The sequence below is a fragment of the Methylobacterium ajmalii genome, from assembly GCF_016613415.1.
Lineage (GTDB): Bacteria > Pseudomonadota > Alphaproteobacteria > Rhizobiales > Beijerinckiaceae > Methylobacterium > Methylobacterium ajmalii.
Genome location: NZ_JACWCT010000191.1, coordinates 1 through 22,084, shown reverse-complemented (window position 1 = coordinate 22,084; position 22,084 = coordinate 1). Strand labels below are relative to the sequence as shown.

Annotated in this window: 23 protein-coding genes and 1 pseudogene; 11 read left to right on the top strand and 13 right to left on the bottom strand. The window is 72.5% G+C overall.

The window, feature by feature from the left end; genetic code table 11:
* Positions 1-1,648: GumC family protein (locus tag HPY23_RS32615; RefSeq protein ID WP_200649736.1), on the bottom strand; the 1,648-nt coding region annotated here is incomplete at its 3' end.
* Between the two features lie 222 nt (positions 1,649-1,870).
* Between HPY23_RS32615 and HPY23_RS32610 the strand changes: the two genes are divergently transcribed.
* The 3 genes from HPY23_RS32610 to HPY23_RS32600 all read left to right on the top strand — a co-directional run bounded on the left by HPY23_RS32610 (position 1,871) and on the right by HPY23_RS32600 (position 5,590).
* Positions 1,871-2,455, top strand: coding sequence for a polysaccharide biosynthesis/export family protein (locus HPY23_RS32610; RefSeq protein ID WP_060850742.1), 585 nt, complete (start codon positions 1,871-1,873; stop codon positions 2,453-2,455).
* 185 nt (positions 2,456-2,640) lie between these two features.
* Positions 2,641-3,942: a glycosyltransferase family 4 protein gene (locus HPY23_RS32605; RefSeq protein ID WP_091885616.1), complete on the top strand. Its 1,302-nt coding sequence runs from the start codon at positions 2,641-2,643 to the stop codon at positions 3,940-3,942.
* A gap of 112 nt (positions 3,943-4,054) precedes the next feature.
* Positions 4,055-5,590, top strand: coding sequence for an undecaprenyl-phosphate glucose phosphotransferase (locus HPY23_RS32600; RefSeq protein ID WP_060850740.1), 1,536 nt, complete (start codon positions 4,055-4,057; stop codon positions 5,588-5,590).
* An 81-nt stretch (positions 5,591-5,671) separates the two neighbouring features.
* Here HPY23_RS32600 and HPY23_RS32595 read toward each other — a convergent pair whose 3' ends face one another.
* The gene (locus HPY23_RS32595) at positions 5,672-7,591 is read right to left on the bottom strand and encodes a hypothetical protein (RefSeq protein ID WP_091885613.1); all 1,920 of its coding nucleotides are present in this window, start codon (positions 7,589-7,591) and stop codon (positions 5,672-5,674) included.
* 32 nt (positions 7,592-7,623) lie between these two features.
* Entirely contained in the window at positions 7,624-7,950 is a 327-nt protein-coding gene (erpA, locus tag HPY23_RS32590; protein WP_048429502.1) for an iron-sulfur cluster insertion protein ErpA, read from the bottom strand.
* 100 nt (positions 7,951-8,050) lie between these two features.
* Between erpA and HPY23_RS32585 the strand changes: the two genes are divergently transcribed.
* Entirely contained in the window at positions 8,051-9,295 is a 1,245-nt protein-coding gene (locus HPY23_RS32585; protein WP_244537558.1) for a deoxyguanosinetriphosphate triphosphohydrolase, read from the top strand.
* 16 nt (positions 9,296-9,311) lie between these two features.
* Here the strand turns inward: HPY23_RS32585 and HPY23_RS32580 are convergent, their stop codons facing one another.
* A complete protein-coding gene (locus HPY23_RS32580; RefSeq protein ID WP_236012848.1) occupies positions 9,312-9,752 on the bottom strand; it encodes a GNAT family acetyltransferase in 441 nt (146 codons plus the stop codon).
* 120 nt (positions 9,753-9,872) lie between these two features.
* On the opposite strand from HPY23_RS32580, the gene HPY23_RS32575 reads away from it, so the two are divergent.
* The gene (locus HPY23_RS32575; RefSeq protein WP_091885607.1) at positions 9,873-10,646 is read left to right on the top strand and encodes a cyclase family protein; all 774 of its coding nucleotides are present in this window, start codon (positions 9,873-9,875) and stop codon (positions 10,644-10,646) included.
* A gap of 31 nt (positions 10,647-10,677) precedes the next feature.
* On the opposite strand, the gene HPY23_RS32570 is transcribed toward HPY23_RS32575, so the two are convergent.
* Positions 10,678-11,568, bottom strand: coding sequence for a LysR family transcriptional regulator (locus HPY23_RS32570; protein WP_244537557.1), 891 nt, complete (start codon positions 11,566-11,568; stop codon positions 10,678-10,680).
* Positions 11,569-11,754: 186 nt separating this feature from the next.
* Between HPY23_RS32570 and HPY23_RS32565 the strand changes: the two genes are divergently transcribed.
* Positions 11,755-13,254: a CoA-acylating methylmalonate-semialdehyde dehydrogenase gene (locus tag HPY23_RS32565; protein WP_200601893.1), complete on the top strand. Its 1,500-nt coding sequence runs from the start codon at positions 11,755-11,757 to the stop codon at positions 13,252-13,254.
* 142 nt (positions 13,255-13,396) lie between these two features.
* Complete coding sequence (locus HPY23_RS32560; RefSeq protein ID WP_091885598.1) at positions 13,397-14,539, top strand: acyl-CoA dehydrogenase family protein; 1,143 nt, start codon at positions 13,397-13,399, stop codon at positions 14,537-14,539.
* Between the two features lie 12 nt (positions 14,540-14,551).
* On the opposite strand, the gene HPY23_RS32555 is transcribed toward HPY23_RS32560, so the two are convergent.
* Complete coding sequence (locus HPY23_RS32555; RefSeq protein WP_091885594.1) at positions 14,552-14,839, bottom strand: helix-turn-helix domain-containing protein; 288 nt, start codon at positions 14,837-14,839, stop codon at positions 14,552-14,554.
* A gap of 67 nt (positions 14,840-14,906) precedes the next feature.
* Positions 14,907-15,191 (bottom strand): BrnT family toxin, encoded by a 285-nt coding sequence (locus HPY23_RS32550; protein WP_091885591.1) that lies wholly within the window; start codon positions 15,189-15,191, stop codon positions 14,907-14,909.
* Positions 15,192-15,250: 59 nt separating this feature from the next.
* Between HPY23_RS32550 and mmsB the strand changes: the two genes are divergently transcribed.
* On the top strand, positions 15,251-16,138 hold the full coding sequence (gene mmsB, locus HPY23_RS32545) for a 3-hydroxyisobutyrate dehydrogenase (RefSeq protein WP_060850733.1): 888 nt from the start codon (positions 15,251-15,253) through the stop codon (positions 16,136-16,138).
* A gap of 9 nt (positions 16,139-16,147) precedes the next feature.
* On the opposite strand, the gene HPY23_RS32540 is transcribed toward mmsB, so the two are convergent.
* Positions 16,148-16,927: a class I SAM-dependent methyltransferase gene (locus HPY23_RS32540; protein WP_091885588.1), complete on the bottom strand. Its 780-nt coding sequence runs from the start codon at positions 16,925-16,927 to the stop codon at positions 16,148-16,150.
* Between the two features lie 100 nt (positions 16,928-17,027).
* Between HPY23_RS32540 and HPY23_RS32535 the strand changes: the two genes are divergently transcribed.
* Positions 17,028-17,483 carry an Rrf2 family transcriptional regulator gene (locus HPY23_RS32535; RefSeq protein ID WP_060850731.1) on the top strand — a complete coding sequence of 152 codons (456 nt, stop codon included), beginning with the start codon at positions 17,028-17,030 and terminating at the stop codon, positions 17,481-17,483.
* 44 nt (positions 17,484-17,527) lie between these two features.
* On the opposite strand, the gene HPY23_RS32530 is transcribed toward HPY23_RS32535, so the two are convergent.
* The 3 genes from HPY23_RS32530 to HPY23_RS32520 all read right to left on the bottom strand — a co-directional run bounded on the left by HPY23_RS32530 (position 17,528) and on the right by HPY23_RS32520 (position 19,031).
* Complete coding sequence (locus HPY23_RS32530) at positions 17,528-17,776, bottom strand: GNAT family N-acetyltransferase (protein ID WP_060850730.1); 249 nt, start codon at positions 17,774-17,776, stop codon at positions 17,528-17,530.
* A gap of 72 nt (positions 17,777-17,848) precedes the next feature.
* Entirely contained in the window at positions 17,849-18,007 is a 159-nt protein-coding gene (locus tag HPY23_RS32525) for a hypothetical protein (protein WP_175539936.1), read from the bottom strand.
* Positions 18,008-18,116: 109 nt separating this feature from the next.
* The gene (locus HPY23_RS32520; RefSeq protein ID WP_091752607.1) at positions 18,117-19,031 is read right to left on the bottom strand and encodes an outer membrane protein; all 915 of its coding nucleotides are present in this window, start codon (positions 19,029-19,031) and stop codon (positions 18,117-18,119) included.
* A gap of 216 nt (positions 19,032-19,247) precedes the next feature.
* On the opposite strand from HPY23_RS32520, the gene HPY23_RS32515 reads away from it, so the two are divergent.
* Positions 19,248-20,684 (top strand): cobyric acid synthase, encoded by a 1,437-nt coding sequence (locus tag HPY23_RS32515; RefSeq protein ID WP_091885916.1) that lies wholly within the window; start codon positions 19,248-19,250, stop codon positions 20,682-20,684.
* A gap of 16 nt (positions 20,685-20,700) precedes the next feature.
* Here HPY23_RS32515 and HPY23_RS33495 read toward each other — a convergent pair.
* Positions 20,701-20,883: pseudogene (locus tag HPY23_RS33495) on the bottom strand (LysE family translocator); the annotation flags it as partial.
* 675 nt (positions 20,884-21,558) lie between these two features.
* The gene (locus HPY23_RS32510; RefSeq protein WP_139234939.1) at positions 21,559-21,801 is read right to left on the bottom strand and encodes a hypothetical protein; all 243 of its coding nucleotides are present in this window, start codon (positions 21,799-21,801) and stop codon (positions 21,559-21,561) included.
* A 109-nt stretch (positions 21,802-21,910) separates the two neighbouring features.
* Here HPY23_RS32510 and HPY23_RS32505 point away from each other — a divergent pair.
* Positions 21,911-22,084 (top strand): transposase (locus tag HPY23_RS32505; RefSeq protein WP_200647363.1); only part of this gene is annotated, 174 nt, incomplete at its 3' end.

The following is a 22,084-nucleotide window of genomic DNA, read 5'->3' as shown; positions in this document are numbered from 1 at the left end:
CGACCGGGGCGGGCATCGCCTCGCCGTCCGGCTCCGCCGCGAGGGCGGCCGCGGCCTGGGGCATCGGCACGGCGCTCGGCGCCGCGACGGGGGCATCGGCCTCCGTCTCGTGGCGGCGCAGCGGCGGGCGGCCGCGGCCCCGGCCGGGCGGATCGCCGGCGAGGAGCGCCTTGGCGACGATGCCGCCGACGGCGAACAGGAAGGCGATCACCGTCGCGAACAGGACGATCGGCAGCTTCTTGGGGAAGGACGGCAGGTCGGGCACCACCGCGCGGGAGACCACCCGGGCATCCGCCGGGGCGGCGCTCGCCTCGTCGCGGGCGGCGGCCTCGCGGAAGCGGCCGAGGTAGGATTCGAGCTGCTCGCGCTGGGCCTTGGCCTCGCGCTCCAGCGCCCGCAGCGCGACCTCGTCGCCGTTCGCCTTGGCGACGATGGTGCGCTGGGCGTCCACCGCCGCCTGCAGGCTCTCGACCCGGCTGCCGGCGATGCGGGCATCGTTCTCGAGCGTGCGCACCGCGCGGTCGGCGGCGGCGCGGATCTGCGTCTCCAGGCCCTCGAGCTGGGCGCCGAGCTCCTTCATCCGCGGGTGCTGGGGCAGCAGCGTGCGGGTTTCCAGCGCCAGCTGCGCCTTGAGGCCGATGCGCTGCTCGACGAGGCGGCGGATCAGCTCGTTGTTGGCGACGTCCGGGATCTCGAAGCTGCGGCCGTCCTTGAGCAGCTCGCGGATCAGCTTGGCCTTGGCGCCGGCATCGGCCTGGGCGGCGCGGGCCTGGGTCAGCTGGGTCGAGATCTCGGCGAGCTGCTGGGCGGCGAGCGGCTGGTTGGCGGTGCCGCCGCTGCCGATCAGGCCGTTGCGGGCCCGGAACGCCTCGACCTTGCCCTCGGCCTCGGCGACGCGGCTGCGCAGGGCCTCGATGTTGGAGCCGAGCCAGGTCGAGGCGTAGCGCGCGGTGTCGACCTTGGCGGCGGCGAGCGACGAGAGATAGAGATCCGAGATCGTGTTGGCGGCCTTCGCGGCCAGCTCGGGATCCTTCGAGCGGAACTCGATCGTCAGGATGCGCGACTTGCCGGCCGGGTAGACCAGCAGCCGCTCGAAGTATTTTTCCAGCACCCGGTCGACCGGCTCGCGGTCGAGGGGGTTCTGGGCGAGGCCGAGCATCACCAGCACCTGCTGGAGGCCGCCGACGCCCTTCACCATCGGGTCGAATTCTGGGTTGCCGACGAGGCCGAGGCTCTTGATCGCCTCGCGGGCGATGTCGCGCGACATCACCACCTGGACCTGGCTCGCCACCGCCTGCTCGTCGATCGGCTGAGGCAGCTCGCCCCGGTCCTGCTGCAGCCGCGTCAGCGCGCTGTCGCGGCTCTCGAGCAGGAGCTTGGTCTCCGCGGTGTAGCGCGGCGTCACCACCTGGACGAAGACGACGGCGAGCCCGAAGGCCGCGAGCGTCGGCAGCAGGATCACCAGCCAGCGCCGCCGCAGCAGGCGGCCGACATCGGCGAGGGTCAGGCCGTCCGAGGGGTCGCGCTCGGTCTCGTCCCGGGGCGGAAGGTCGGGGCGGGATTCGTCCTGGCCGTTGCGGCTGCGCCCGGCCAGGCGGTCGGGCAGGCGGGCACGCGACCGCTCGGCGAAGGGGAAGACGCGGGGCATGGCGGACCGTCTGTCAGGACGCGGGGAGAGACGGCCCTGGTCCGGGCCGCGGCCCGATAACACCCGATTAAGGTTGCCGACGAGTTAAGGCGCTGGCGGGGCGGGCGATCCGCTTGCGCACGTCTCGCCCGACCTCGCGCCCGGGTGAGACTTCATTAACCATGCCGCCCTAGACCTCGGTGCATCAGACCCCGCCGACACGATCTGGACTGGCCGGAAGCGATGAACCGACGCGCCCTCCTCACCGGCATGGCGACCACCGTGGCGACCACCATCGCGCTCGGGGGCTGCCTGCGACCGGAATACCGGACTGCCCTGCTCGACGAGACGGGAACGGGCTCGGTCGGCGCCGCCTATTCCCTGGCGGCCGGCGACAAGCTCCGGGTGATCGTCTTCGGGCAGGACAACCTCTCGAACATCTACGCGGTGGACGGAGCCGGGCGCATCGCCCTGCCGCTGATCGGCCCGGTCAAGGTCGCGGGCGGCTCGACCGCCCAGGCCGCCCGCGCCATCGAGGCGCGCCTGCGCGACGGCTACGTCCGCGAGCCCCACGTCACGGTCGAGGTCGAGGTCTACCGGCCGTTCTTCATCCTGGGCGAGGTCACGACCTCGGGCCAGTATCCCTATGTCAGCGGCATGACGGTCGAGACCGCGGTGGCGATCGCGGCGGGCTTCGGGCCCCGCGCCGCCCGCGACTACGCCGTCGTCACCCGCGAGGGGCCGACCGGCCTCGTCTCGGGCATCGTGCCGATGACCTACCCGGTCCGCCCCGGCGACACGATCGTCGTCAAGGAGCGCTGGTTCTGAGCGTCCCGCCGGCCGACCTTCTCCCGTCCCGCGCGGCGCAGGTCTCGGTCCTGGCGGGCGGTCCCACGGGCCTCCACTTCCACCGAGACTTCCACTGACCTCCGGTTAACCACGCGCCCGTCGATCCGGGTACGGACTCAACTTTCGACCGGACTTTAACCGGCCGGGTACGGGCCCGGGGCGAGATGGAGGCTGCCGCGCGCCGCGGCGCCGTCATCGAGCCTGAGGACACGCCCGTGGCCGCCTCCCCACTCCGCCTCGTCGCCGATCCCGCTCCGCGGGACGCCGCGCCCGTCGCCGCCGCCGCGCCGCGGGAGCGGATCGTGCACGTCTTCCGGGCCCCGGTCGGCGGCCTGTTCCGCCACGTCGTCGACGTCGCCCGGCTCCAGGCCGCGGCCGGCCACGACGTCGGCCTGTTCTGCGACGCCAGCACCGGCGGCGCCCGGGCCGAGGCGGCCCTCGCCGCTCTCGCCCCGCACCTGACGCTCGGCGTCACCCGCCTGCCGATGCGCCGCAACCCGCATCCGAGCGACCTCTCGGCGCTCGCCGCCCTGTCGCGCCTCGTGCGCCGCGCCGCGCCGACCGTGCTGCACGGGCACGGCTCGAAGGGCGGCCTGTTCGCCCGCCTGGTCCCGGTCGGGCCGGCCTTGCGCCCGGTGCGGGCCTACACGCCGCATGGCGGAAGCTTCAACTACCGTCCAGGCTCCACGCTTCACCGCCTCTACATGCAGGCCGAGCGCGTGCTCACCGCCCGCACCGACGTCTTCCTGTTCGAGAGCGACTTCATCGCCGGGCGCTACCGGGCCTATGTCGGTCCGACGAGCCGGCTGGTGCGGATCGTCCACAACGGCATCGCCACCGAGGAATTCGCCCCGATTACCCGGGCGCCGGACGCCCTCGACCTCGTCTATATCGGCGAGTTGCGCGAGGCGAAGGGCGTCCCGGTGCTGTTCGAGGCGCTGGCGCGCCTGCGGCGCGAGCACGGACGGCGCCTGACCCTGCTGGTGGTCGGCTCGGGACCGGACGAGAACACCCTGCGCACGCGGGTCGCGGCGCTCGGCCTCGCCGAGGACGTGCGGTTCGAGCCGCCCCAGCCGATCCGTGCCGCGCTGAGCCGCGCCCGCGTGATGGTGGTGCCCTCCCTCGCCGAATCGCTGCCCTACGTGATCCTGGAGGCGGCGGCCGCGGCCCAGCCGATGGTCTCGACCGATGTCGGGGGCATCCCGGAGATCTTCGGGCCCGCCGCCCCCGCCCTGGTGCCGCCGAACGACGCCGCGGCCCTCGCGGGCGCGATCCTGCGCAAGGTCGACCAGGATCCCGAGGCGCGTCGCGACGAGGCGGCGGGCCTGAGTGCCTTCATCCGCTGCCGGTTCTCGATGGACCAGATGGCCGAGGACGGCCTCGCCGGCTACGCCGCCGCCCGCCGACGGATGCCGGGGGCTGAGACGGGCCGGGTCCCGCCCGGCCCCGACTCGCTCGATTTTTAGCGATTCGATCGTGGGCTTCTTAATCCTTCCGTCAGTGCCGACGGGCGACATTCCCCTTTCCACCTAGATCGATGCGGGGGCCCTCTCCGCGAGCCGTGACCGGAACCGTGCCATGAGTGCGTTCGACGTCCGCGACATCCTCAAGACCGTGGCAGCCGACCAGGGCGGCCCGCTCGGCCGGCCCGGCCACGAGCGCGAGGCCGTGCCTCCCGCCGAGACCGTGGCGCCGGTACGGCCGGACCCGGCGGTGTCGCCGGTGGTGTTCACCGGCTGCGTGCGGGCGGTCGAGTTCGTCCTCGTGGCGCTCGCCGGCCTGTGCGCCCAGCGCGGGCTCCTCGCCGGCGTGGTGCCGCTGCATCTCGGCTACGTCGCGGCGATCCTGGGGCTCGCCGGCCTCAACGTCCTGGTGCTGCAGGCGCTCGGCGCCTACGGCATCCGGGCGTTCCGGGCCTTCTTCAGCGTCGGCGCCCGGGTGGTGCTCGGCTGGTCGCTGGTGATGCTGCTCGCCGCCACGGTGCTGTTCTTCGCCAAGCTCGGCGACAACTACTCGCGCCTGTGGCTCGGCACCGTCTACGGCGGCGGGCTGGCGCTCCTGGTCGTCGGGCGGCTGGTCCTGTCCCTGGTGGTGAGCGCGCAGATGCGCCGCGGGCGCTTCGACCGGCGCGTCGCCGTCGTCGGCGGGGGCGAGCCGGCCGAGGCGCTGATCCGGGCGATCGAGGCGCAGGGCGATTCCGGCCTCAAGGTCGTCGGCCTGTTCGACGACCGCACCGACGGCCGCTCGGCCGACGTCGTCGCCGGCTACCCCAAGCTCGGCACCGTGAGCGACCTCGTGACCTTCGCCCGGCGCACCAAGGTCGACCTGATCGTGTTCACCCTGCCGATCTCGGCCGAGGCGCGCATCCTGCAGATGCTGGCCAAGCTCTGGGTGCTGCCGGTCGACATCCGCCTCTCGGCCCACGCCTCGAAGCTCCGCCTGCGCCCGCGCAGCTACTCCTATCTCGGCTCCGTGCCAGTGCTCGACGTCTTCGACCGGCCGATCGCCGACTGGGACGTGGTGGTCAAGGGCGTGTTCGACCGGGTGGTCGGCGCCGTGCTGCTGATCCTGCTCTCGCCGGTGATGCTCGGCGTCGGGCTCGCCGTGAAGCTCACCTCGCGCGGCCCGGTCTTCTTCCGGCAGAAGCGCCACGGCTTCAACAACGAGATCATCGACGTCTACAAGTTCCGGTCGATGTACACCGACCAGTGCGATTACACGGCGAGCAAGATCGTCACCAAGGGCGATCCGCGGGTGACCCCGGTCGGCCGCTTCATCCGCAAGAGCTCGCTCGACGAGCTGCCCCAGCTCATCAACGTGGTGAAGGGCGACCTGTCGCTGGTCGGGCCGCGCCCGCACGCCCTCCAGGCCAAGGCGGCCAACACCCTCTACGACCAGGTCGTCGACGGCTACTTCGCCCGCCACAAGGTCAAGCCCGGCATCACCGGCTGGGCCCAGATCAACGGCTGGCGCGGCGAGACCGACACCAACGAGAAGATCCAGCGCCGCGTCGAGCACGACCTGTACTACATCGAGAACTGGTCGGTGTTCTTCGACCTGCAGATCCTGGCGATGACGCCGCTGGCGCTGTTCAAGACCGAGAACGCATACTGACGGAAGATGACGGTGTGCGGCAAGGGCGGGGGCCGGGGGGGAGGGCAGACCTCTCTCTCCGGCCCCGCCCGTTTTGCAGCGTCACTCCGCCGTCGCGGTCACGGTCAGGCGGTCGAAGATCTTGCCCGGGCTCGGCGCGGTGCTGAAGTCGATCAGGCCGAGCCCGGCCGGGTCCTTGGCGGCGGCGCTGATCGAGAGGCGGCCGGGCTTGACCACGAAGCGCGACACCGCCTGGCCGAGCGCCTTGGCCGACGGCGAGCCGCCGAGCACGGCGGGGATCCCCAGCATCGCGGCGGTGCCGTATTCGCGCTGCAGCTCCTCGGGCTTCAGGCTCTGGGCCTTGGCCTGCTGGTCGACGAAGCGCTGGAACAGGCCGCCATTCTCGAGCGTGAGCGCCAGCGACTTGGCGCTGGCGCCGAGCAGCGCCAGGGACGAGACCATCGGCTCGGGATCGAACACCTCCTTGCCGATTCCCCCGATCGTGCCGGTGATCCGGGCGGTGCCCATGTCCTTTCCGGTCAGCGTCACGTCCTTGAAGGTCAGCTCGCGGGCGGCCTCGTCCCAGCGGGCGTCCACGGTGCCGGAGAGGTCCAGGCCGGTATAGCCGAGGCCGGCGAGGTCGGAGAGGAGCGGCGCCGTGGTGTCGGGCGGCACCGCGCCGGTCAGCCCGTCGATGGTCAGCCGCGAGGCGGTCGGCACCCCGTCGCGCACCTCGCTCATGGCGAGGCTCCCGCCGCGCAGGGCGAAGCGCAGCGGCCCCGAGGCCTGCCGGAGCGGGTCCGCCCCCGGGCCCTGGGCCGGCGATCCAGGGGTCGGCGAACCTTGAACCGGCGAACCTTGGGCCGGCAGGTCGACGTCGAGGCTTTCCACCGCGATGCGGGCGAGCGCCGGGGCGTAGCGGCGCATCTCGGCCGGGTCGAGCGGCCCGGCGGCGGCCCGGCGCAGGCCCTCCAGCACCGGCTTGAGCGACAGCCCCGACAGGGTCAGCCCCTTGAGCGCGACGCGGCCGGCCGGTGCCTCGACGGCCAGCCCCTCGGCCCGCATCTCGCCGAGGCCGGGCTGGCCGGCTTCGGTATTGCCGGCTCCGGGTTTGGCCTCGCCCTCGGGCCCGTAGGTCAGCCGCGCCAGGCTGGCCAGGACCGGCTTCGCGCCGGGTCCCGCGGCCGGCCCGCCGGGCGCCGCCAGGGTCAGTCCGCTGATCTCGAGGCCGCCGATCCCGAGGCCGTCGATCAGGTCGGCGGCGAGGCCCGCCATGCGGGAGCGCTCCGGCGCGTCCTTCCGGCCGGCACCCTCCGCGAGCGCCCGGACGGTCTCGCCCCACGGGATCGTGGTCGGCCGCCCGGTGAGGTCGCGGGCATCGATGCGGGCGATGCGGAACGCCGCCCCGTCGGGGCCGGTCAGCGCGATGTCCTCGGCGGTGACGCCGGCATAGACCCGGATCGGCGCCGCATCGGGCCCGCCGGGCTCGGTGAGGAGGCGCGCGAGGCCCGGCAGGTCGAGCTCGCGGGCGCTCAGGCGGCCGTAGGCGCCGGCCGCGTCGGGGCCCGGCCCCTCGACCGTCAGGGTGGCGCCGCCGGCCTCCAGGATGCCGATCCGGCCCGCCGTCACGTCCCGCGCGACGACGTCGTGGTAGACCGCGACCTGCACCCGGCCGCCCGCGGGCTGCTCGACCCGCAGGACCGGGATCACGATCTCGCGGGCGCTCAGGCGCTCGAGCCGCGTGCGCCACGGGGCCGGCCCGGCCGGGTCCAGGATCGCCCGCGCCTCGTCCCGCGACAGGGCGGTGCCGCGCAGCTCGAGCGTCGGCGCCTTGAGGGTGACGGGGCCGAGCGGCAGCACCACCGCGTCGAGGGCGACCGTGGCGGTGGGGGCAGGGGGCTGCTGCGCGAGCGCCGGGCCGGCGAGGAGCGGCACGGCCGCCGGCAGGGCGGCGGCCAGCGTCGCGCAGGCGACGACACCGAGCGCGGCCCGGGCCACGCCCGTTGTCAGAGAGCGGGTCATGGCGGAACGTCCCGGAAGGATGGCTGGCGGGATTACAGGGAGAACGAGGTGCCGCAGCCGCAGGAGGCGGTGGCCTGCGGGTTCTCGATCTTGAACGACTGGCCGATCAGGTCGTTGACGAAGTCGATCGTGGCGCCCTCCATGTACGGGAGGGAGGTCGGATCGACCAGGACGGTCGCGCCGTCGCGCTCCACCGCGAGGTCGTCGTCGGTGCGATCCTTCGCGATGTCGAAGGCGTACTGGAACCCGGAGCAGCCGCCGCCATTCACGCTGATGCGCAGCATCGAGCCCGGGGGCTCGGCGCCCATGATCTCGTTGATGCGGCGGGCGGCGCGGGACGTCAGGGTGATCGGGGTCATCGACGGCTTCTCGGGTGGGGGTCCGGCGTGCGATGGCAACATAAGAACGGCGGCCCCGGGCCGCAACTGCGGCGCGCGGGCGGATGAGGGGGCACGGGACGTGAGACGGACAGGCGAGCGCTGGCGGGCCCCCTACGGCAGCGATCCTGCCGCGTCGCGCGGGCGGCTGATCGCGGAACCCGGCTCGCCGACCCGCAGCGACTTCCAGCGCGACCGCGACCGGATCGTGCACTCGGCCGCCTTCCGGCGGCTCAAGCACAAGACGCAGGTGTTCGTCCATCACGAGGGCGACCATTACCGCACCCGCCTGACCCACACCCTGGAGGTGAGCCAGATCGCCCGGGCGCTCGCCCGCGCGCTCGGCCTCGACGAGGACCTGGCCGAGGCGCTGGCGCTGGCCCACGACCTCGGCCACACCTGCTTCGGCCATACCGGCGAGGACGCGCTGCACGCCTGCATGGCCGAGCATGGCGGCTTCGACCACAACGCCCAGGCCCTGCGGCTGGTGACCCGGCTCGAGCGCCGCTACGCCACCTTCGACGGGCTCAACCTGACCTGGGAGACGCTGGAGGGGCTGGTCAAGCACAACGGCCCGCTCCTGACCCGCGACGGCCGGCCGACGCCGCATTACGCGACCGGCGGCATCCCGGTGGCGATCACCGAGTACAACGCGATCAACGACCTCGAGCTCGCGACCTTCGCCGGGCCCGAGGCCCAGGTGGCGGCGCTCGCCGACGACATCGCGTACGACGCCCACGACCTCGACGACGGCCTGCGCGCCGACCTGTTCGGCCTCGACGACCTGAACGAGGTGCCGTTCCTCGCCGGCCTCCTCGACGAGATCCGGACCGCCTATCCGGGCCTCGAGCGCTCGCGGGTGGTGCACGAGCTCGCCCGCCGGGTCATCACCCGCTTCGTCGAGGACGTGATCGCCGAGGCCGAGCGGCGCCTCGCCGCCCTGCAGCCGGCGGATGCCGCCGCGATCCGCCACGCCGCCGCCCCGGTGGTCGCCTTCTCGGAGCCGATGGCGGCGGCCGACCGGGACATCAAGACCTTCCTGTTCGCCCGGATGTACCGCCATCCCGGCGTGATGGCGGTGCGCCGCCGCGCCGCCGCGATCGTCGAGGACCTGTTCTCGACGTTCCGCCGCGACCCGACCCGGATGCCCGAGGAATGGAGCGCGGGCCTCTCCGGTCCCGACGACCCCCGCACGCCCCGCCGCGTCGCCGACTTCATCGCCGGCATGACCGACAACTATGCGGTGAGCCAGCACCGCCGGCTCTTCGCCGAGACGCCGGACCTGCACTGGGTGATCTGGCCGGGGCGGGAGGGGGGAGGGGCGTAGCCGGGCGCGACGGGCCTCACGCCGGCGCGATCACCCGCTGCAGGCAGACGGCGTTCGTGTCGCGGTAGCCGAGATGGTCGTAGAACCCGAGGACGCTGTCGTTCTCCCGCCGGACCAGGAGCTGCACCTTCCAGACGCCGCGCGCGGCGAGCCACGCCTCCGCCGCCTCGACCATGACGCGCCCGAGCCCGCCGCCCTGGTGCTCGGGCGCCACCGCCACGTAGTAGAGCCAGCCGCGGTGCCCGTCCTCGCCGGCCATCGCGGTGGCGGCGACCGACCCCTCGATCTCCGCCACCAGCACGGTGCCGTGCGGCCCCCGCCGGGCGAAGGCGATGTCGGTGGCCGGGTCGTTCCAGGGTCGCGCCACGCCGGCCGCGTGCCAAAGGGCGATCACCGCCGGTATGTCGGCATCCTCGATCGGGCGGATCGTCGGCGTCATCGGGGTTCCTTGTTCCATGGTTTCGTCTCGGGGGCGTGTGCCGGAGTTCCCTTGCCCGAGTTCCCTAGCCGGAGTTCCCTTGCCAGGATCGTGCGACGGGAGGATGCAGGTCGCCCGACCCGCGCAGGAGCCCCCGGAATGCCCCGACTGATCGACCTCTCGATCGCGATCGAGAACGACGTTCCGGCCGACCCGCCGTTCCAGCGGCCGACCGTGACCTACATGGACCACGCGGCCTCGGCCCCGATGGTCGCCGGGCTGTTTCCGGGCCTGAAGCCCGAGGACCTGCCGGACGGCCAGGGCTGGGCGGTCGAGAGCGTGCAGCTCACGACCCATAACGGCACCCATCTCGACGCGCCCTGGCACTACCACCCGACCATGGACGGCGGCGCCCGGGCCATCACCATCGACGAGGTGCCCCTCGACTGGTGCTACCGGCCCGGCGTGAAGCTCGATTTCCGCCACCTGCCCGACGGCCACGTCGTGATGCCCGACGAGATCGACCGCGAGCTCGCCCGCATCGGCCATGTCCTGAAGCCCTTCGACATCGTGCTGGTGAACACGGGCGCCGGCGCCCGTTTCGGGCAGGCCGACTACGTCGATTCCGGCTGCGGCATGGGCCGGGCCGCGACCCTGCACCTGACCGGGCAGGGCGTGCGCGTCGTCGGCACCGATGCCTGGAGCTGGGACGCGCCGTTCTCCCACACCGCCCGCCGCTACGCCGCAACCGGCGATGCAGGCCTGATCTGGGAGGGCCACAAAGCCGGGCGCGAGGCCGGCTACTGCCAGATCGAGAAGCTCGCCAACCTAGAGGCCCTGCCGGCGACCGGGTTCACGGTCGCGTGCTTCCCGGTGAAGATCAAGGGCGCCTCGGCGGGCTGGACCCGGGCGGTGGCGATCCTGGGGGAGTAGGGTCGGGCCCTGCGCCACCCCCGGGACCGCCTCAGCCCCCCGGTGCGAACAGGTCCCGCTCCGCCTCGACCACCGCGTAGATGTGCTCGGCCACCGCCCGGATGCGGGCGAGGTCGCGGCTGTCGGCGTGCATCATCAGCCAGAAGCTGCGGGTGAGCGACACCGCGTCCGGCAGCACGCAGGCGAGGTCCGGGCGCCGGGCGGCCATGAAGCAGGGCAGCACCGCGACGCCGAGGCCCGCCACCGTCGCCTGGAGCTGGGCGTTGAGGTTGGCGCTGCGAAGCCGCGCCCCGGCCCCGGGGGCGACCTGGTGCAGGTAGTCGAGTTCCGGCGAGTAGAGCAGTTCGTCGATGTAGCCGACGAAGCGGTGGCCCTGAAGGTCGCGCCGCTCCAGGATCGGCGGATGCCGGGAGAGGTAGGACGGGGCGGCGTAGAGCTTGAGCGCGTAGTCGGTGAGCTTGCGCCCGACGATGCGGCCCTCCGGCGGCAGGCTCAGGCCGATGGCGATGTCGGCCTCGCGCTTCGAGAGGCTGAACAGCCGGGCCGTCGCCACGAGCTCGATGTCGAGCTGAGGGTGGCGCTCGATCAGGCCGGTCAGGCGGGGGGCCAGGAAGGCGCTGCCGAAGCCGTCCGGCGCGCCGATCCGCACCGTGCCGACGAGCTGCGAGGCCGCCCGGCCGATCGCCGCCTCGCCGTGGATGATCGCCGATTCGATCCCGTCGGCGGTGGCGACCAGCGCCAGCCCGGCCTGCGTCGCGGTGTAGCCCGAGGCGCGGCGGTGGAAGAGCTTCTCGGAGAGCCGCCGCTCCAGCCGGTCGATCCGCCGGATCACCGTCGCGTGATCGACCCCGAGCCGGCGCGCCGCCGCCGAGACCGTGCCGGCCCGGTGCACCGCCAGCACGAAGCGGTAATCGTCCCACACGTCGCCCCGCGTCCCGTCGCTGCTCCTGGCCCCATCGCTCCTGGCCCCGTCGCCCCGTATCCCGTCGTCCTCAGCCCCGTCCGGTTCCCGCATCCGCGCACACCCGTTCCGCTCTCCTGCCCCTTCCGTCATGCGGATCGCCAGGGCAAGGTGGCACCAAGACATCTGATCCAGGGAGGATCCCTCATGGCGCGCGAAGTCGGGCACTTCATCGGCGGCGAGCACGTTTCCGGCCGCTCGGGCCGCTTCTCGGACCTCTACCAGCCGATGACCGGCGAGGTGATCGGGCGCCTGGCGCTCGCGAGCCGGGACGAGATGCGCGCGGCCATCGAGAACGCCGCCAAGGCGCAGGTGGCTTGGGCCGCCACCAACCCGCAGCGCCGTGCCCGGGTGATGATGCGCTTCCTCGACCTCGTCGCCCGCGAGATGGACAGCCTCGCCGACCTTCTCGCCCGCGAGCACGGCAAGACGATTCCCGACGCCAAGGGCGACATCCAGCGCGGCGTCGAGGTGGTGGAGTTCGCCTGCGGCATCCCGCACCTGCAGAAGGGCGAGTACACGGAAGGGGCGGGTCCCGGCATCGACATCTACTCGATGCGCCAGCCGCTCGGCGTGGTCGCCGGCATCACGCCGTTCAACTTCCCCGCCATGATCCCGATGTGGAAGTTCGCCCCCGCCATCGCCTGCGGCAACGCCTTCATCCTCAAGCCCTCGGAGCGCGATCCGGGCGTGCCGATGCGCCTCGCCGAGCTGATGATCGAGGCCGGGCTGCCGGCCGGCATCCTCAACGTCGTCAACGGCGACAAGGAGGCGGTCGACGCGATCCTCGACGACGACATCATCCAGGCGGTCGGCTTCGTCGGTTCCTCCGACATCGCCCAGTACGTCTATGCCCGGGCGACCGCGACGGGCAAGCGCGCCCAGTGCTTCGGCGGCGCCAAGAACCACATGATCATCATGCCGGATGCCGACATGGACCAGGCCGTCGACGCCCTGATGGGCGCCGGCTTCGGCTCGGCCGGCGAGCGCTGCATGGCGGTCTCGGTGGCGGTGCCGGTCGGCGAGAAGACCGCCGACGCCCTGATGAGCAAGCTGATCCCGCGGGTCGAGAGCCTGAAGATCGGCCCGTCCACCGACCCGAGCGCCGATTACGGCCCGCTGGTGACCAAGGCGGCGCTGGAGCGGGTGCGCAACTACGTGGAGATCGGCGTGAACGAGGGCGCCAAGCTCGCGGTCGACGGCCGGGGCTTCAAGATGCAGGGCTACGAGAACGGCTTCTACATGGGCGGCTGCCTGTTCGACCACGTCACGCCGGAGATGCGCATCTACAAGGAGGAGATCTTCGGCCCCGTGCTGTCGGTGGTGCGGGCCAAGGACTATGCCGAGGCCCTGCGGCTCCCCAACGAGCACGAATACGGCAACGGCGTCGCGATCTTCACCCGCGACGGCGACGCGGCCCGCGACTTCGCCGCCAAGGTCCAGGTCGGCATGGTCGGCATCAACGTGCCGATCCCGGTGCCGCTGGCCTACTACACCTTCGGCGGCTGGAAGCGCTCGGGCTTCGGCGACCTCAACCAGCACGGGCCCGACGCGGTGCGCTTCTACACCAAGACCAAGACGGTCACCCAGCGCTGGCCGTCGGGGGTGAAGGAGGGCGCGCAGTTCTCGATGCCGGTGATGCAGTAGACATTGCACTTTTCCCCTCCCCCCTGTGGGGAGGGGGCAGGGGTGGGGGTGGTTCCGAACAAGTCGCCGCGCCACACGCGGCACCACCCCCACCTCCGGCTCCTCCCCGCGAGGGGGAGGAGAGACGTTCGGAGGAGCCGCCATGACCCTGTTCACCCTCCCCGAGGACCAGATCGCCATCCGCGACATGGCGCGCAGCTTCGCGGCCGAGCGGATCGCGCCGCACGCCCTCGACTGGGACGAGCGCAAGCATTTCCCTCTCGACGTGCTGCGGGAAGCCGCCGCCCTCGGCATGGGCGGCATCTATGTTTCCGAGGAGCATGGCGGCTCGGGGCTGACCCGGCTCGACGCCGCCCTGATCTTCGAGGCGCTGAGCCTCGGCTGCCCGACGGTTGCGGCCTTCCTGTCGATCCACAACATGGCCGCTTGGATGATCGACCGGTTCGGGTCGGAGGGCCAGCGCGCGCGCTTCCTGCCGGGCTTGTGCCGGATGGATCAGGTCGCCGCCTATTGCCTGACCGAGCCGGGCTCGGGCTCGGATGCCGCGTCGCTGCGCACCACCGCGCGCCGCGACGGCGACCATTACGTCCTCGACGGCGCCAAGCAGTTCATCTCGGGCGCCGGCGCGGCGGATGTCTACGTGACGATGGTGCGTACCGGCGAGGCGGGACCGAAGGGCATCTCGACCCTGGTGGTGCCCGCCGACGCGCCCGGCCTGTCCTTCGGCCCGAACGAGCGCAAGATGGGCTGGAACGCCCAGCCGACCCGGGCGGTGATCTTCGAAGGGTGCCGGGTGCCGGTCGAGAACCGCCTCGGCGAGGAGGGGATCGGCTTTCGCATCGCCATGGCGGGACTCGACGGCGGCCGGCTCAACATCGGCGCCTGCTCGCTCGGCGGTGCGCAGGCCGCCCTCGACAAGAGCTTGACGTACATGGCCGAGCGCAAGGCCTTCGGGAAGCGCCTCGACGAATTCCAGGCGCTGCAGTTCCGCCTCGCCGACATGGCGACGGAGCTGGAAGCCGCCCGCGCGCTCCTCTACGGCGCGGCGGCGGCCCTCGACCGCAAGGATCCCGACGCCACCCAGCGCTCGGCGATGGCCAAGCGCTTCGCCACCGATACCGGCTTCCGGGTCGCCAACGAGGCGCTCCAGCTCCACGGCGGCTACGGCTACCTGTCGGAATACGGGGTGGAGAAGATCGTCCGCGACCTGCGGGTGCACCAGATCCTGGAGGGCACCAACGAGATCATGCGGGTGATCGTGGCGCGGGGCCTGGTGGGGAGCTGAGGCATGACCGCGTCAGACGGGGCGCGCCGCGAGGGCCCGACTGACCCCCTCGGGATCGTGCGCGATGACCGTCAGGTAGGCCTGGGCGGGCTGATCCGGAACCGTGCGGCCCTGCTCCCAGTCCCGCAGGGTGCCGAGCGGGATGTGATAGCGCGCTGCGAATTCTTCCTGGGTCAGCGCGAGGGCCCGCCGCAGCGTGCGGATTCGGGGCAGGCGCCGGGCGCTGGCCGCGCTCTCCGGGCTCGTCGGGCGCGCGTCGGGATCCGCCGCCGCTGCGCGCGCGACCTCCTCATCGCTCATCGGCCGCAGCGGTGCCGGTGCGAACGGCGTCTCGCTCCCGTCCGGGTGGCACCGCACCACGCTGCCGTCAGGCCGAATTCTCGCGGAAATAACGGTCTCGCTCATGTCGCTCTGCCCGTCGCGCGGAGATCAGGCGGATCTCCTCCCCGCGTTCCGTATAGGTCACGAACAGGATGACGCCGTCACACATGCCGAGCATGTTGATGCGCTCCTCGCCGTAATCCTCCCTGTCGTCGATCTGCTCGACGGCGAAGGGATCCCGGAACGCCATCAGGGCGATCTCGAACGCAACGCCGTGCCGGCGAAGGTTCGAAGCCGCCTTCCGTTCATCCCAGGTGAACCGGTTCGCCATGGATGTACGGATTATCCGTAGTCGCTTCAATCAACCACACGGCAAGACGGAAGACAACGATGACGCAGATCGCATTCCTGGGCCTCGGCAACATGGGCGGGCCGATGGCCGCCAACCTCGTCGCGGCTGGCCACGCCGTGACCGGCTTCGACCTGATGCCCGACGCCCTCGACGCTGCCCGCGCGGCCGGCGTGACGGTGGCCGAGAGCGCCGAGGCCGCGGTGACGGGGGCCGAGATCGTCGTCACCATGCTGCCGGCGGGGCGTCACGTCCTGGCGGTCTACGATGCGGTGCTGCCCCACGTGCCCGAGGGTGCGCTCTTGATCGACTGCTCGACCATCGACGTGGCGAGCGCTCGCGCCGCGCACGAGAAGGCGCAGGGACGCGGGCTCGCCGGCCTCGACGCCCCGGTCTCCGGCGGTGTCGGCGGCGCCAAGGCCGCGACCCTGACCTTCATGGCGGGCGGCTCGGCCGACGCCTTTGCCCGGGCCGAGCCGATCCTCGCGAAGATGGGCCGCAAGGTCGTGCATTGCGGCGAGGCCGGCGCCGGCCAGGCGGCCAAGATCTGCAACAACATGATCCTCGGCATCTCGATGATCGGCGTCGCCGAGGCCTTCGTGCTGGCCGAAAAGCTCGGCCTGTCGCACCAGGCCCTGTTCGACGTCGCCTCGACCTCGTCGGGCCAGTGCTGGTCGCTCACCACCTACTGTCCGGTGCCGGGCCCGGTCCCGGCCTCGCCGGCCAACACCGACTACAAGCCGGGCTTCGCCGCCGCCCTGATGCTCAAGGACCTGCGCCTGTCGCAGGAGGCCGCCGCGGGCGCCGGCGCCGCGACGCCCCTCGGCGCCCATGCCGAAGCGATCTACGCCGCCTTCGAGGCGGCGGGGCAGGGGGGCACGGACTTCTCGGGCATCATCCGCCACCTGCGCGAGGCGGGGCGGGAATAGACCGACGCCTCAGCGCACGGCGACCGCGATCAGGGCGGTCGAGGCGATCGGCAGGACGGGGGCGCCCCCGGCCATGCGGCGCGCCTCGGCGATCACCGCCGCCTTGTCCGCGTCGTCGAGGCTCGTCCAGTCGGGCGACAGGCCGAACACGGTGTCGGGGGGGTCGAGACGCGCGACGTCGAGATCGTAGTCGAACACGACAGGGGTGATCTCCGGCGCGCGATACCCGGCCGCGACCATCTCCCGGGCCAGCCGGTCCGGGTCGCCCAGGATCGCCGCGCCGTCGGGCATCGCCATGGCCTCCCGATCGGGAAACAGCCTCTCGCGGATCCGGCGCAGCAGCAGGAAGCTGGCCGCGCCCTGCTCCCGCCAGGCCGCCACGACGCCGTGGCCGCCGGGCCTCGTCACCCGGGCCATCTCGGCGAGCCCCCGGCGCCAGTCGGGAAACAGGATCACGCCGAAGATCGAGAACACGGCGTCGAAGCCGGCATCCGGCAGGGCGAGGGCCTGCCCGTCCATCACCCGCGCCTCGATATCGGGCTGGGCCGAGGCCGCCACGCGGGCGACCATGGCGGGCGAGAAATCGACGGCCAGGACCTGCGCGCCCGTCCGCGCGGCAGCGCGCGCGAGGGCGCCCGTCCCCGTCGCCACGTCGAGGACGCGGCTGCCCGGAATCAGCGGCACCCGCGCGAGCGCCGCTTCAGCGAAGCGCGCGGTAAACGGATGCGCGGTCTCCTCGTAATGCTCCGCCACCTTGTCCCATCGGGCCGGATCCTCGAACTCGCGCATCGCCGACGCTCCTCCGCTTCGTGATCTCGTATCACGTAACTTCAAAAGTATCGTAAGATGGCGTGCTTGCCAATCCGGCCGTCCCGTGGAGGATGGAGCCGTGCGCACCGACAGCCGCCTTTCCCGGACCCTCCACGTCCTCCTGCACATGGCCCGCCACGACGGGCCGATGACCTCCGAGGCGATCGGGCGGATGCTCGGCACCAATCCGGTCGTTGTCCGCCGCACGATGGCGGGCTTGCGCGAGGCCGGTTACGTCCGCTCAGACAAGGGACATGGCGGCGGCTGGACCCTCGCGGCGAATCTCGACGGGGTCTCGCTGCTCGACGTCCATCGCGCGGTCGGCGGTCCCCATCTCTTCGCGATCGGCAGCGACCATCCGAACCCGGCCTGCGCCGTCGAGCGGGTGGTCAACGAGGCGGTGGAGGGCACGCTGCGCGAGGCCGAGGCGCTGCTCGTCGCGCGGCTGGCCGCGGTCAGCCTCGGCGAACTGGCCCGCAGCTTCGATGCACGCTGTCGCGTGGACGGGGTCGAGGCTGCGACCGGTTGCGGCTGAAGGCGGCGCCCGGCCGGCACCTTCCGGCCCGTCGGTCGCGTCGCCTACCGGGCGGCGCCCGGACCGGTGCGCTCGGGCACGAGCGAGCGGGCGAACCCCGGGCCTCCGGGCGGCCGGTCGGCGAATCCCGGCATCCGATCGTACGATTGCGCGCGGTGGTTGTCGGGATGGATCCCCACGACGAGGCGGACGCACCCCTGGGCTCTCGCTTCCGCCTCGGCCGCCCGGATCAGCGTTCGGCCGATGCCGGCGCAGCGCGCGCCCGGGGCGACGAAGAGATGGTGCAGGTTCATGACCCGCGTCGCCTCCTGGGCGCGTTACAGGCCGACGAGGCTCGTCCCATCCTCGGCGACCAGGGCGGTCGCCTAGGGCGATGGGCCGAACAGGTCGGCCCGCAGGGCCGCCGCATCGGTCGTCGCCCGGTCGCCGTGATGCGCGGCGAGCTGCCCGATCAGGTCGGCGAGTGCCGGTGCGTCGTCCGGAACGGCGCGACGGAGGAGGACCCCGGCAGGTGCGTCATCCATGGGCGGCTCCGTCGACAACGAAAACGGCCGCCGGGCGATTGGCCCCGCGGCCGTGAAGACGGGCGGGCCCGAATAGGCCCGCCGATGCGGCTCAGCCGATCCGTGCGGATCAGAGGCCGTTGAACTTGTAGCTGAAGCCGGCGCGCACGAGGTTGCCCTCGGTGTGGAAGCGCGAGGTGTAGGAGCCGCGCGGCTGGGCGCCGACGCCGTTGTTCACCGCGAGGCCGGTGTTGTTCACCAGCACGTTGCGGCTGCCGAGGTCGTAGTGCAGGTACTCGGCCTTCACCGTCACCGCCTCGGACTTCACGCCGATCAGGCTGAGGACGCTGAAGCGCGAGAAGATCGAGTCGGTCGGCAGGGCGTACTCGATGCCGCCGCCATAGGCGTAGCCGGTCTCGAGGTCGTTGTAGCGGCCGGTATAGGCCAGCGCGAGCGGCGGGTTGGCGCCGGCGGTGGTGTAGAAGTTGGCGCGGTAGTCGACGCCGCCATAGGCGAAGCCGCCCATGCCGTAGACGAAGACGCGGTCGAAGGCGTAGCCGACGCGGCCGACGACGGTGCCGAGCCAGGACAGCTCCTGACGGAAGGCGCTCGGGTCCGAGAAGCCGTTGTTCGCGGCGAGCTGCGGGCCGAGGTAGAAGGTGTTCTTGTGGATGTCGTTCCAGGCCCAGTCGGCCTGGACGCCGACCACGAAGCCCGAGCCCGGCGTGAACTGGTAGTTGTAGCCGAAGCCGCCGCCGATGTTGGCGAGGCCGTCCTGCTCGTTGCGCACCGACGGCGGGCGGCGCAGGGTCGCGACGTTGCCGATCGTGTTGGTCGGGGTCAGGTCGTTGCCGAGCGTGGTGATGCGCTGGCGGTCGGTGAAGGTGTAGTCGGTGTGCAGGCCGCCGTAGAAGCCGGTCCAGGTGAAGACCGGGACGGGGGTGAAGACCGGCGGCGGGGCGACGCGGCGCGGCAGGTCGGCGGCGGTGGCGGCACCGGCGAGGAGGGTCGCGGCGACGCCGGCGAGCAGGAAGGACTTGAACACTGGACGGCGCCTCGGTTGGACGGATATGTGGCGCCACGCTAGCTTGAGCGTGGCCGAACGCCTATGACCGCCGCGCCACACCGGCCGCGGCACCGTCGAGGTTTGCTGAATTTTTTCCGGCCCGCGCCGCAGCGGCGCGGCCGGGTCACCCGGAGCAGCCATGCGCGTGGGGAAGCGGCGGAGTGCCGGAGGCGCCGCGTGACCGCCCGGGCCCTGATGATCCAGGGCACCGGCTCGGATGTCGGCAAGTCGCTGATCGTCGCCGGGCTCGCCCGCCTCTACGCCCGCCGGGGCCTCAGGGTCAGGCCGTTCAAGCCGCAGAACATGTCGAACAACGCCGCCGTCACGGCCGATGGCGGCGAGATCGGCCGCGCCCAGGCGCTCCAGGCCCGGGCCGCGGGCGTGGCGCCCTCGGTGCACATGAACCCGGTGCTGTTGAAGCCCCAGAGCGAGATCGGCTCGCAGGTGGTGGTGCAGGGCCGCATGGTCGGCACGGCCCGGGCCCGGGAATACCAGGACTGGAAGCCGCGCCTGCTCGCGGCGGTCGTCGAGAGCTTCGGGCGCCTGCGGGCGGAATCCGACCTCGTCCTCGTCGAGGGCGCGGGCTCGGCCTCCGAGGTCAACCTGCGCCGGGGCGACATCGCCAATATGGGGTTTGCCCGCGCCACCGGCACGCCGGTGATCCTCCTCGGCGACATCGACCGCGGCGGGGTGATCGCGAGCCTCGTCGGCACCAAGGCGGTGATCGATCCGGAGGATGCCGCGATGGTCCGCGGCTTCCTCGTCAACCGCTTCCGCGGCGACCCCGCGCTGTTCGCCGACGGGATGGAGCTCATCGCCGCCCGCACCGGCTGGGAGTCGCTCGGGCTGATCCCGCACTTTCCCGACGCGGCGCGGCTGCCGGCCGAGGACGTCCTGGGCCTCAAGGGCGCCGAGCGGCCGGGGGGCAAGGTCGTGGCGGTGCCGGTCCTGCCGCGCATCGCCAATTTCGACGACCTCGACCCCCTGCGGGCCGAGCCCGGGGTGAGCGTGGTGCTGGTCGAGCCCGGCCGGCCGATCCCCGCGGCGGCCGACCTCGTGCTGCTGCCGGGCTCGAAGACCACCATCCCCGACCTCGCCTTCCTGCGCGCGCAGGGCTGGGACGTCGACATCCTGGCCCATCGCCGCCGCGGCGGGCGGGTGCTCGGCCTGTGCGGCGGCTACCAGATGCTCGGCACCTCCCTGAGCGACCCGCACGGCATCGAGGGCCCGCCCGGCACGGTGGCGGGCCTCGGCCTCCTCGACGTCGCGACGGTGCTCACGCCCGAGAAGCGGCTGGCGGCGGCCCGCGGCGTCAGCCTGCCGGACGAGACCCCGTTCACCGGCTACGAGATGCATGTGGGGGAGACCGCCGGCCCCGACGCGGCGCGCCCGCTCGTGCGCCTCGCCGACGGCCGCCCCGACGGCGCCGTCTCGGCCGACGGGCTCGTCTGTGGCACCTACGTGCACGGCCTCTTCGCCGACGAGGGCCAGCGCGCCCTGTGGCTCTCCCGCCTCGGCGCCGCGCCGGGGCCGGAGGCCTACGAGGCGGTGATCGAGCGCGTGCTCGACCGGCTGGCCGACCATCTCGCGGCCCATGTCGACGCCGACCGGCTGCTCGCGCTCGCGGGGTAGAGCCGGCTCCAACGCCTCAGCGGCGCACCTCCGTCGCCATCCGCACCGCGAGTGCGGCCAGCACCGTTCCCATCACCCAGCGCTGGACGACCGCGAAGGAGGGCCGCCGGGTCAGAAATACCGCGATCGATCCGGCCGAGACCGCGATCGCCGCGTTGACGAGGACGCTGATCGCGATCTGCGCCGCACCGAGCGCGACTGGCGCTCGATGAGCTTGAATCGGTTGACCTGGCCTTCCGCTGGCCGCTACTCCATGGCTCCGTGAGGGCAGCCCGGACGGCCGCGATATCCGCCTCCAATCCCGAGGCGAACGTCGCGATGGCAGAAGCGTCGCAGCTCCGTGCTTGCGTGATCCAGGCGGCGATGTCCGCTGCGGCGTCCGCATCCTGATCATTAGTGACGGTCCTGCCCTTCCCTGCGGCCCGCACCATGGCTGCTTCGCTCGCATCCCGCCCTGAGGGGGGCTGGGCGAGCAATCGCGCCATTTGCCCTGTGGGCGGCACTGGAGCTTCCGTGCCGGGCCGCTGCGATGCACGCTGGCCCTCGCCCAGAGGGGGCGGCCTGATCGGACCGGCCTCGTCCGGCGCTCGGCGACGAGGCGGTGGCCCTGCCGGCTCGTCCCGGGATCGCCCCGTTCCCGGATCTCGCGCCACAGGGCCATCGCGTTCTCGCAGCCCTCGTCGATCCGCCCCGCCAGGTACGCGGCGTGCGGATCAAGCAGGCTCGGACCGGCACCGTGAGGTAGCCGCGCCGGGAACGCTTCGACGCTCGCATATTTGCGCACCGTCGCACGAGCCAGCCCCAGGGCACGGGCGATCCCGAGCAGGGGCTCCCCGCCGGCATGCCGCCGGCGGACTTCGTCGTAGACAGCCTGTCATCCTTTCGAGGAGGCCCGCCGCGTCTCGCGCCCGAGCGGGTCGCGCGAGAACGCCAGCGGCGCGTGATCGTCGATGGTCAGCGAGGCCAGCGCCCCGAGGGGATCGCGCCCGATCCGCACCAGGCTGGCGCCCGGCTGCCCCGCCTTGATCCGCCGCCCGAGCCCGTCGAGCCGGCTCTCGACCCGGCGCCCGTTGGTCGTCTCGGCCACGATCCGGCCGTTGCCGTCCCGCTCCAGCACCACCCGCGCCGCCCGGCTCGACGCCTCGACCAGCAGGCCGCGGCTGGTCAGCCCCCATCGGAGTGGTCCGCGCTGAAGTATGGCTTTGAGCCGACGGAGGACGGACGCGATGGGAACGAAGAAGCACAAACCGGAAGAGGTCGTGGCCAAGCTGCGGCAGGTGGACGTGCTGGTCTCGCAGGGTCAGAGCGTGGCAGACGCGATCCGGGGTATCGGCGTGACCGAGGTCACGTATTACCGCTGGCGCAAGGAGTTCGGCGGGCTGAAGTCCGACCAGGTGCGC

Excerpts from the sequence above, each read along its gene's own strand:
- HPY23_RS32610 (WP_060850742.1), top strand. The coding sequence starts at position 1,871 with ATGAACCGACGCGCCCTCCTCACCGGCATGGCGACCACCGTGGCGACC.
- HPY23_RS32605 (WP_091885616.1), top strand. The coding sequence starts at position 2,641 with ATGGAGGCTGCCGCGCGCCGCGGCGCCGTCATCGAGCCTGAGGACACG.
- HPY23_RS32600 (WP_060850740.1), top strand. The coding sequence starts at position 4,055 with ATGAGTGCGTTCGACGTCCGCGACATCCTCAAGACCGTGGCAGCCGAC.
- HPY23_RS32595 (WP_091885613.1), bottom strand. The coding sequence starts at position 7,591 with ATGACCCGCTCTCTGACAACGGGCGTGGCCCGGGCCGCGCTCGGTGTC.
- erpA (WP_048429502.1), bottom strand. The coding sequence starts at position 7,950 with ATGACCCCGATCACCCTGACGTCCCGCGCCGCCCGCCGCATCAACGAG.
- HPY23_RS32580 (WP_236012848.1), bottom strand. The coding sequence starts at position 9,752 with ATGGAACAAGGAACCCCGATGACGCCGACGATCCGCCCGATCGAGGAT.
- HPY23_RS32575 (WP_091885607.1), top strand. The coding sequence starts at position 9,873 with ATGCCCCGACTGATCGACCTCTCGATCGCGATCGAGAACGACGTTCCG.
- HPY23_RS32565 (WP_200601893.1), top strand. The coding sequence starts at position 11,755 with ATGGCGCGCGAAGTCGGGCACTTCATCGGCGGCGAGCACGTTTCCGGC.
- HPY23_RS32560 (WP_091885598.1), top strand. The coding sequence starts at position 13,397 with ATGACCCTGTTCACCCTCCCCGAGGACCAGATCGCCATCCGCGACATG.
- HPY23_RS32555 (WP_091885594.1), bottom strand. The coding sequence starts at position 14,839 with ATGAGCGATGAGGAGGTCGCGCGCGCAGCGGCGGCGGATCCCGACGCG.
- HPY23_RS32550 (WP_091885591.1), bottom strand. The coding sequence starts at position 15,191 with ATGGCGAACCGGTTCACCTGGGATGAACGGAAGGCGGCTTCGAACCTT.
- mmsB (WP_060850733.1), top strand. The coding sequence starts at position 15,251 with ATGACGCAGATCGCATTCCTGGGCCTCGGCAACATGGGCGGGCCGATG.
- HPY23_RS32540 (WP_091885588.1), bottom strand. The coding sequence starts at position 16,927 with ATGCGCGAGTTCGAGGATCCGGCCCGATGGGACAAGGTGGCGGAGCAT.
- HPY23_RS32530 (WP_060850730.1), bottom strand. The coding sequence starts at position 17,776 with ATGAACCTGCACCATCTCTTCGTCGCCCCGGGCGCGCGCTGCGCCGGC.
- HPY23_RS32525 (WP_175539936.1), bottom strand. The coding sequence starts at position 18,007 with ATGGATGACGCACCTGCCGGGGTCCTCCTCCGTCGCGCCGTTCCGGAC.
- HPY23_RS32515 (WP_091885916.1), top strand. The coding sequence starts at position 19,248 with ATGATCCAGGGCACCGGCTCGGATGTCGGCAAGTCGCTGATCGTCGCC.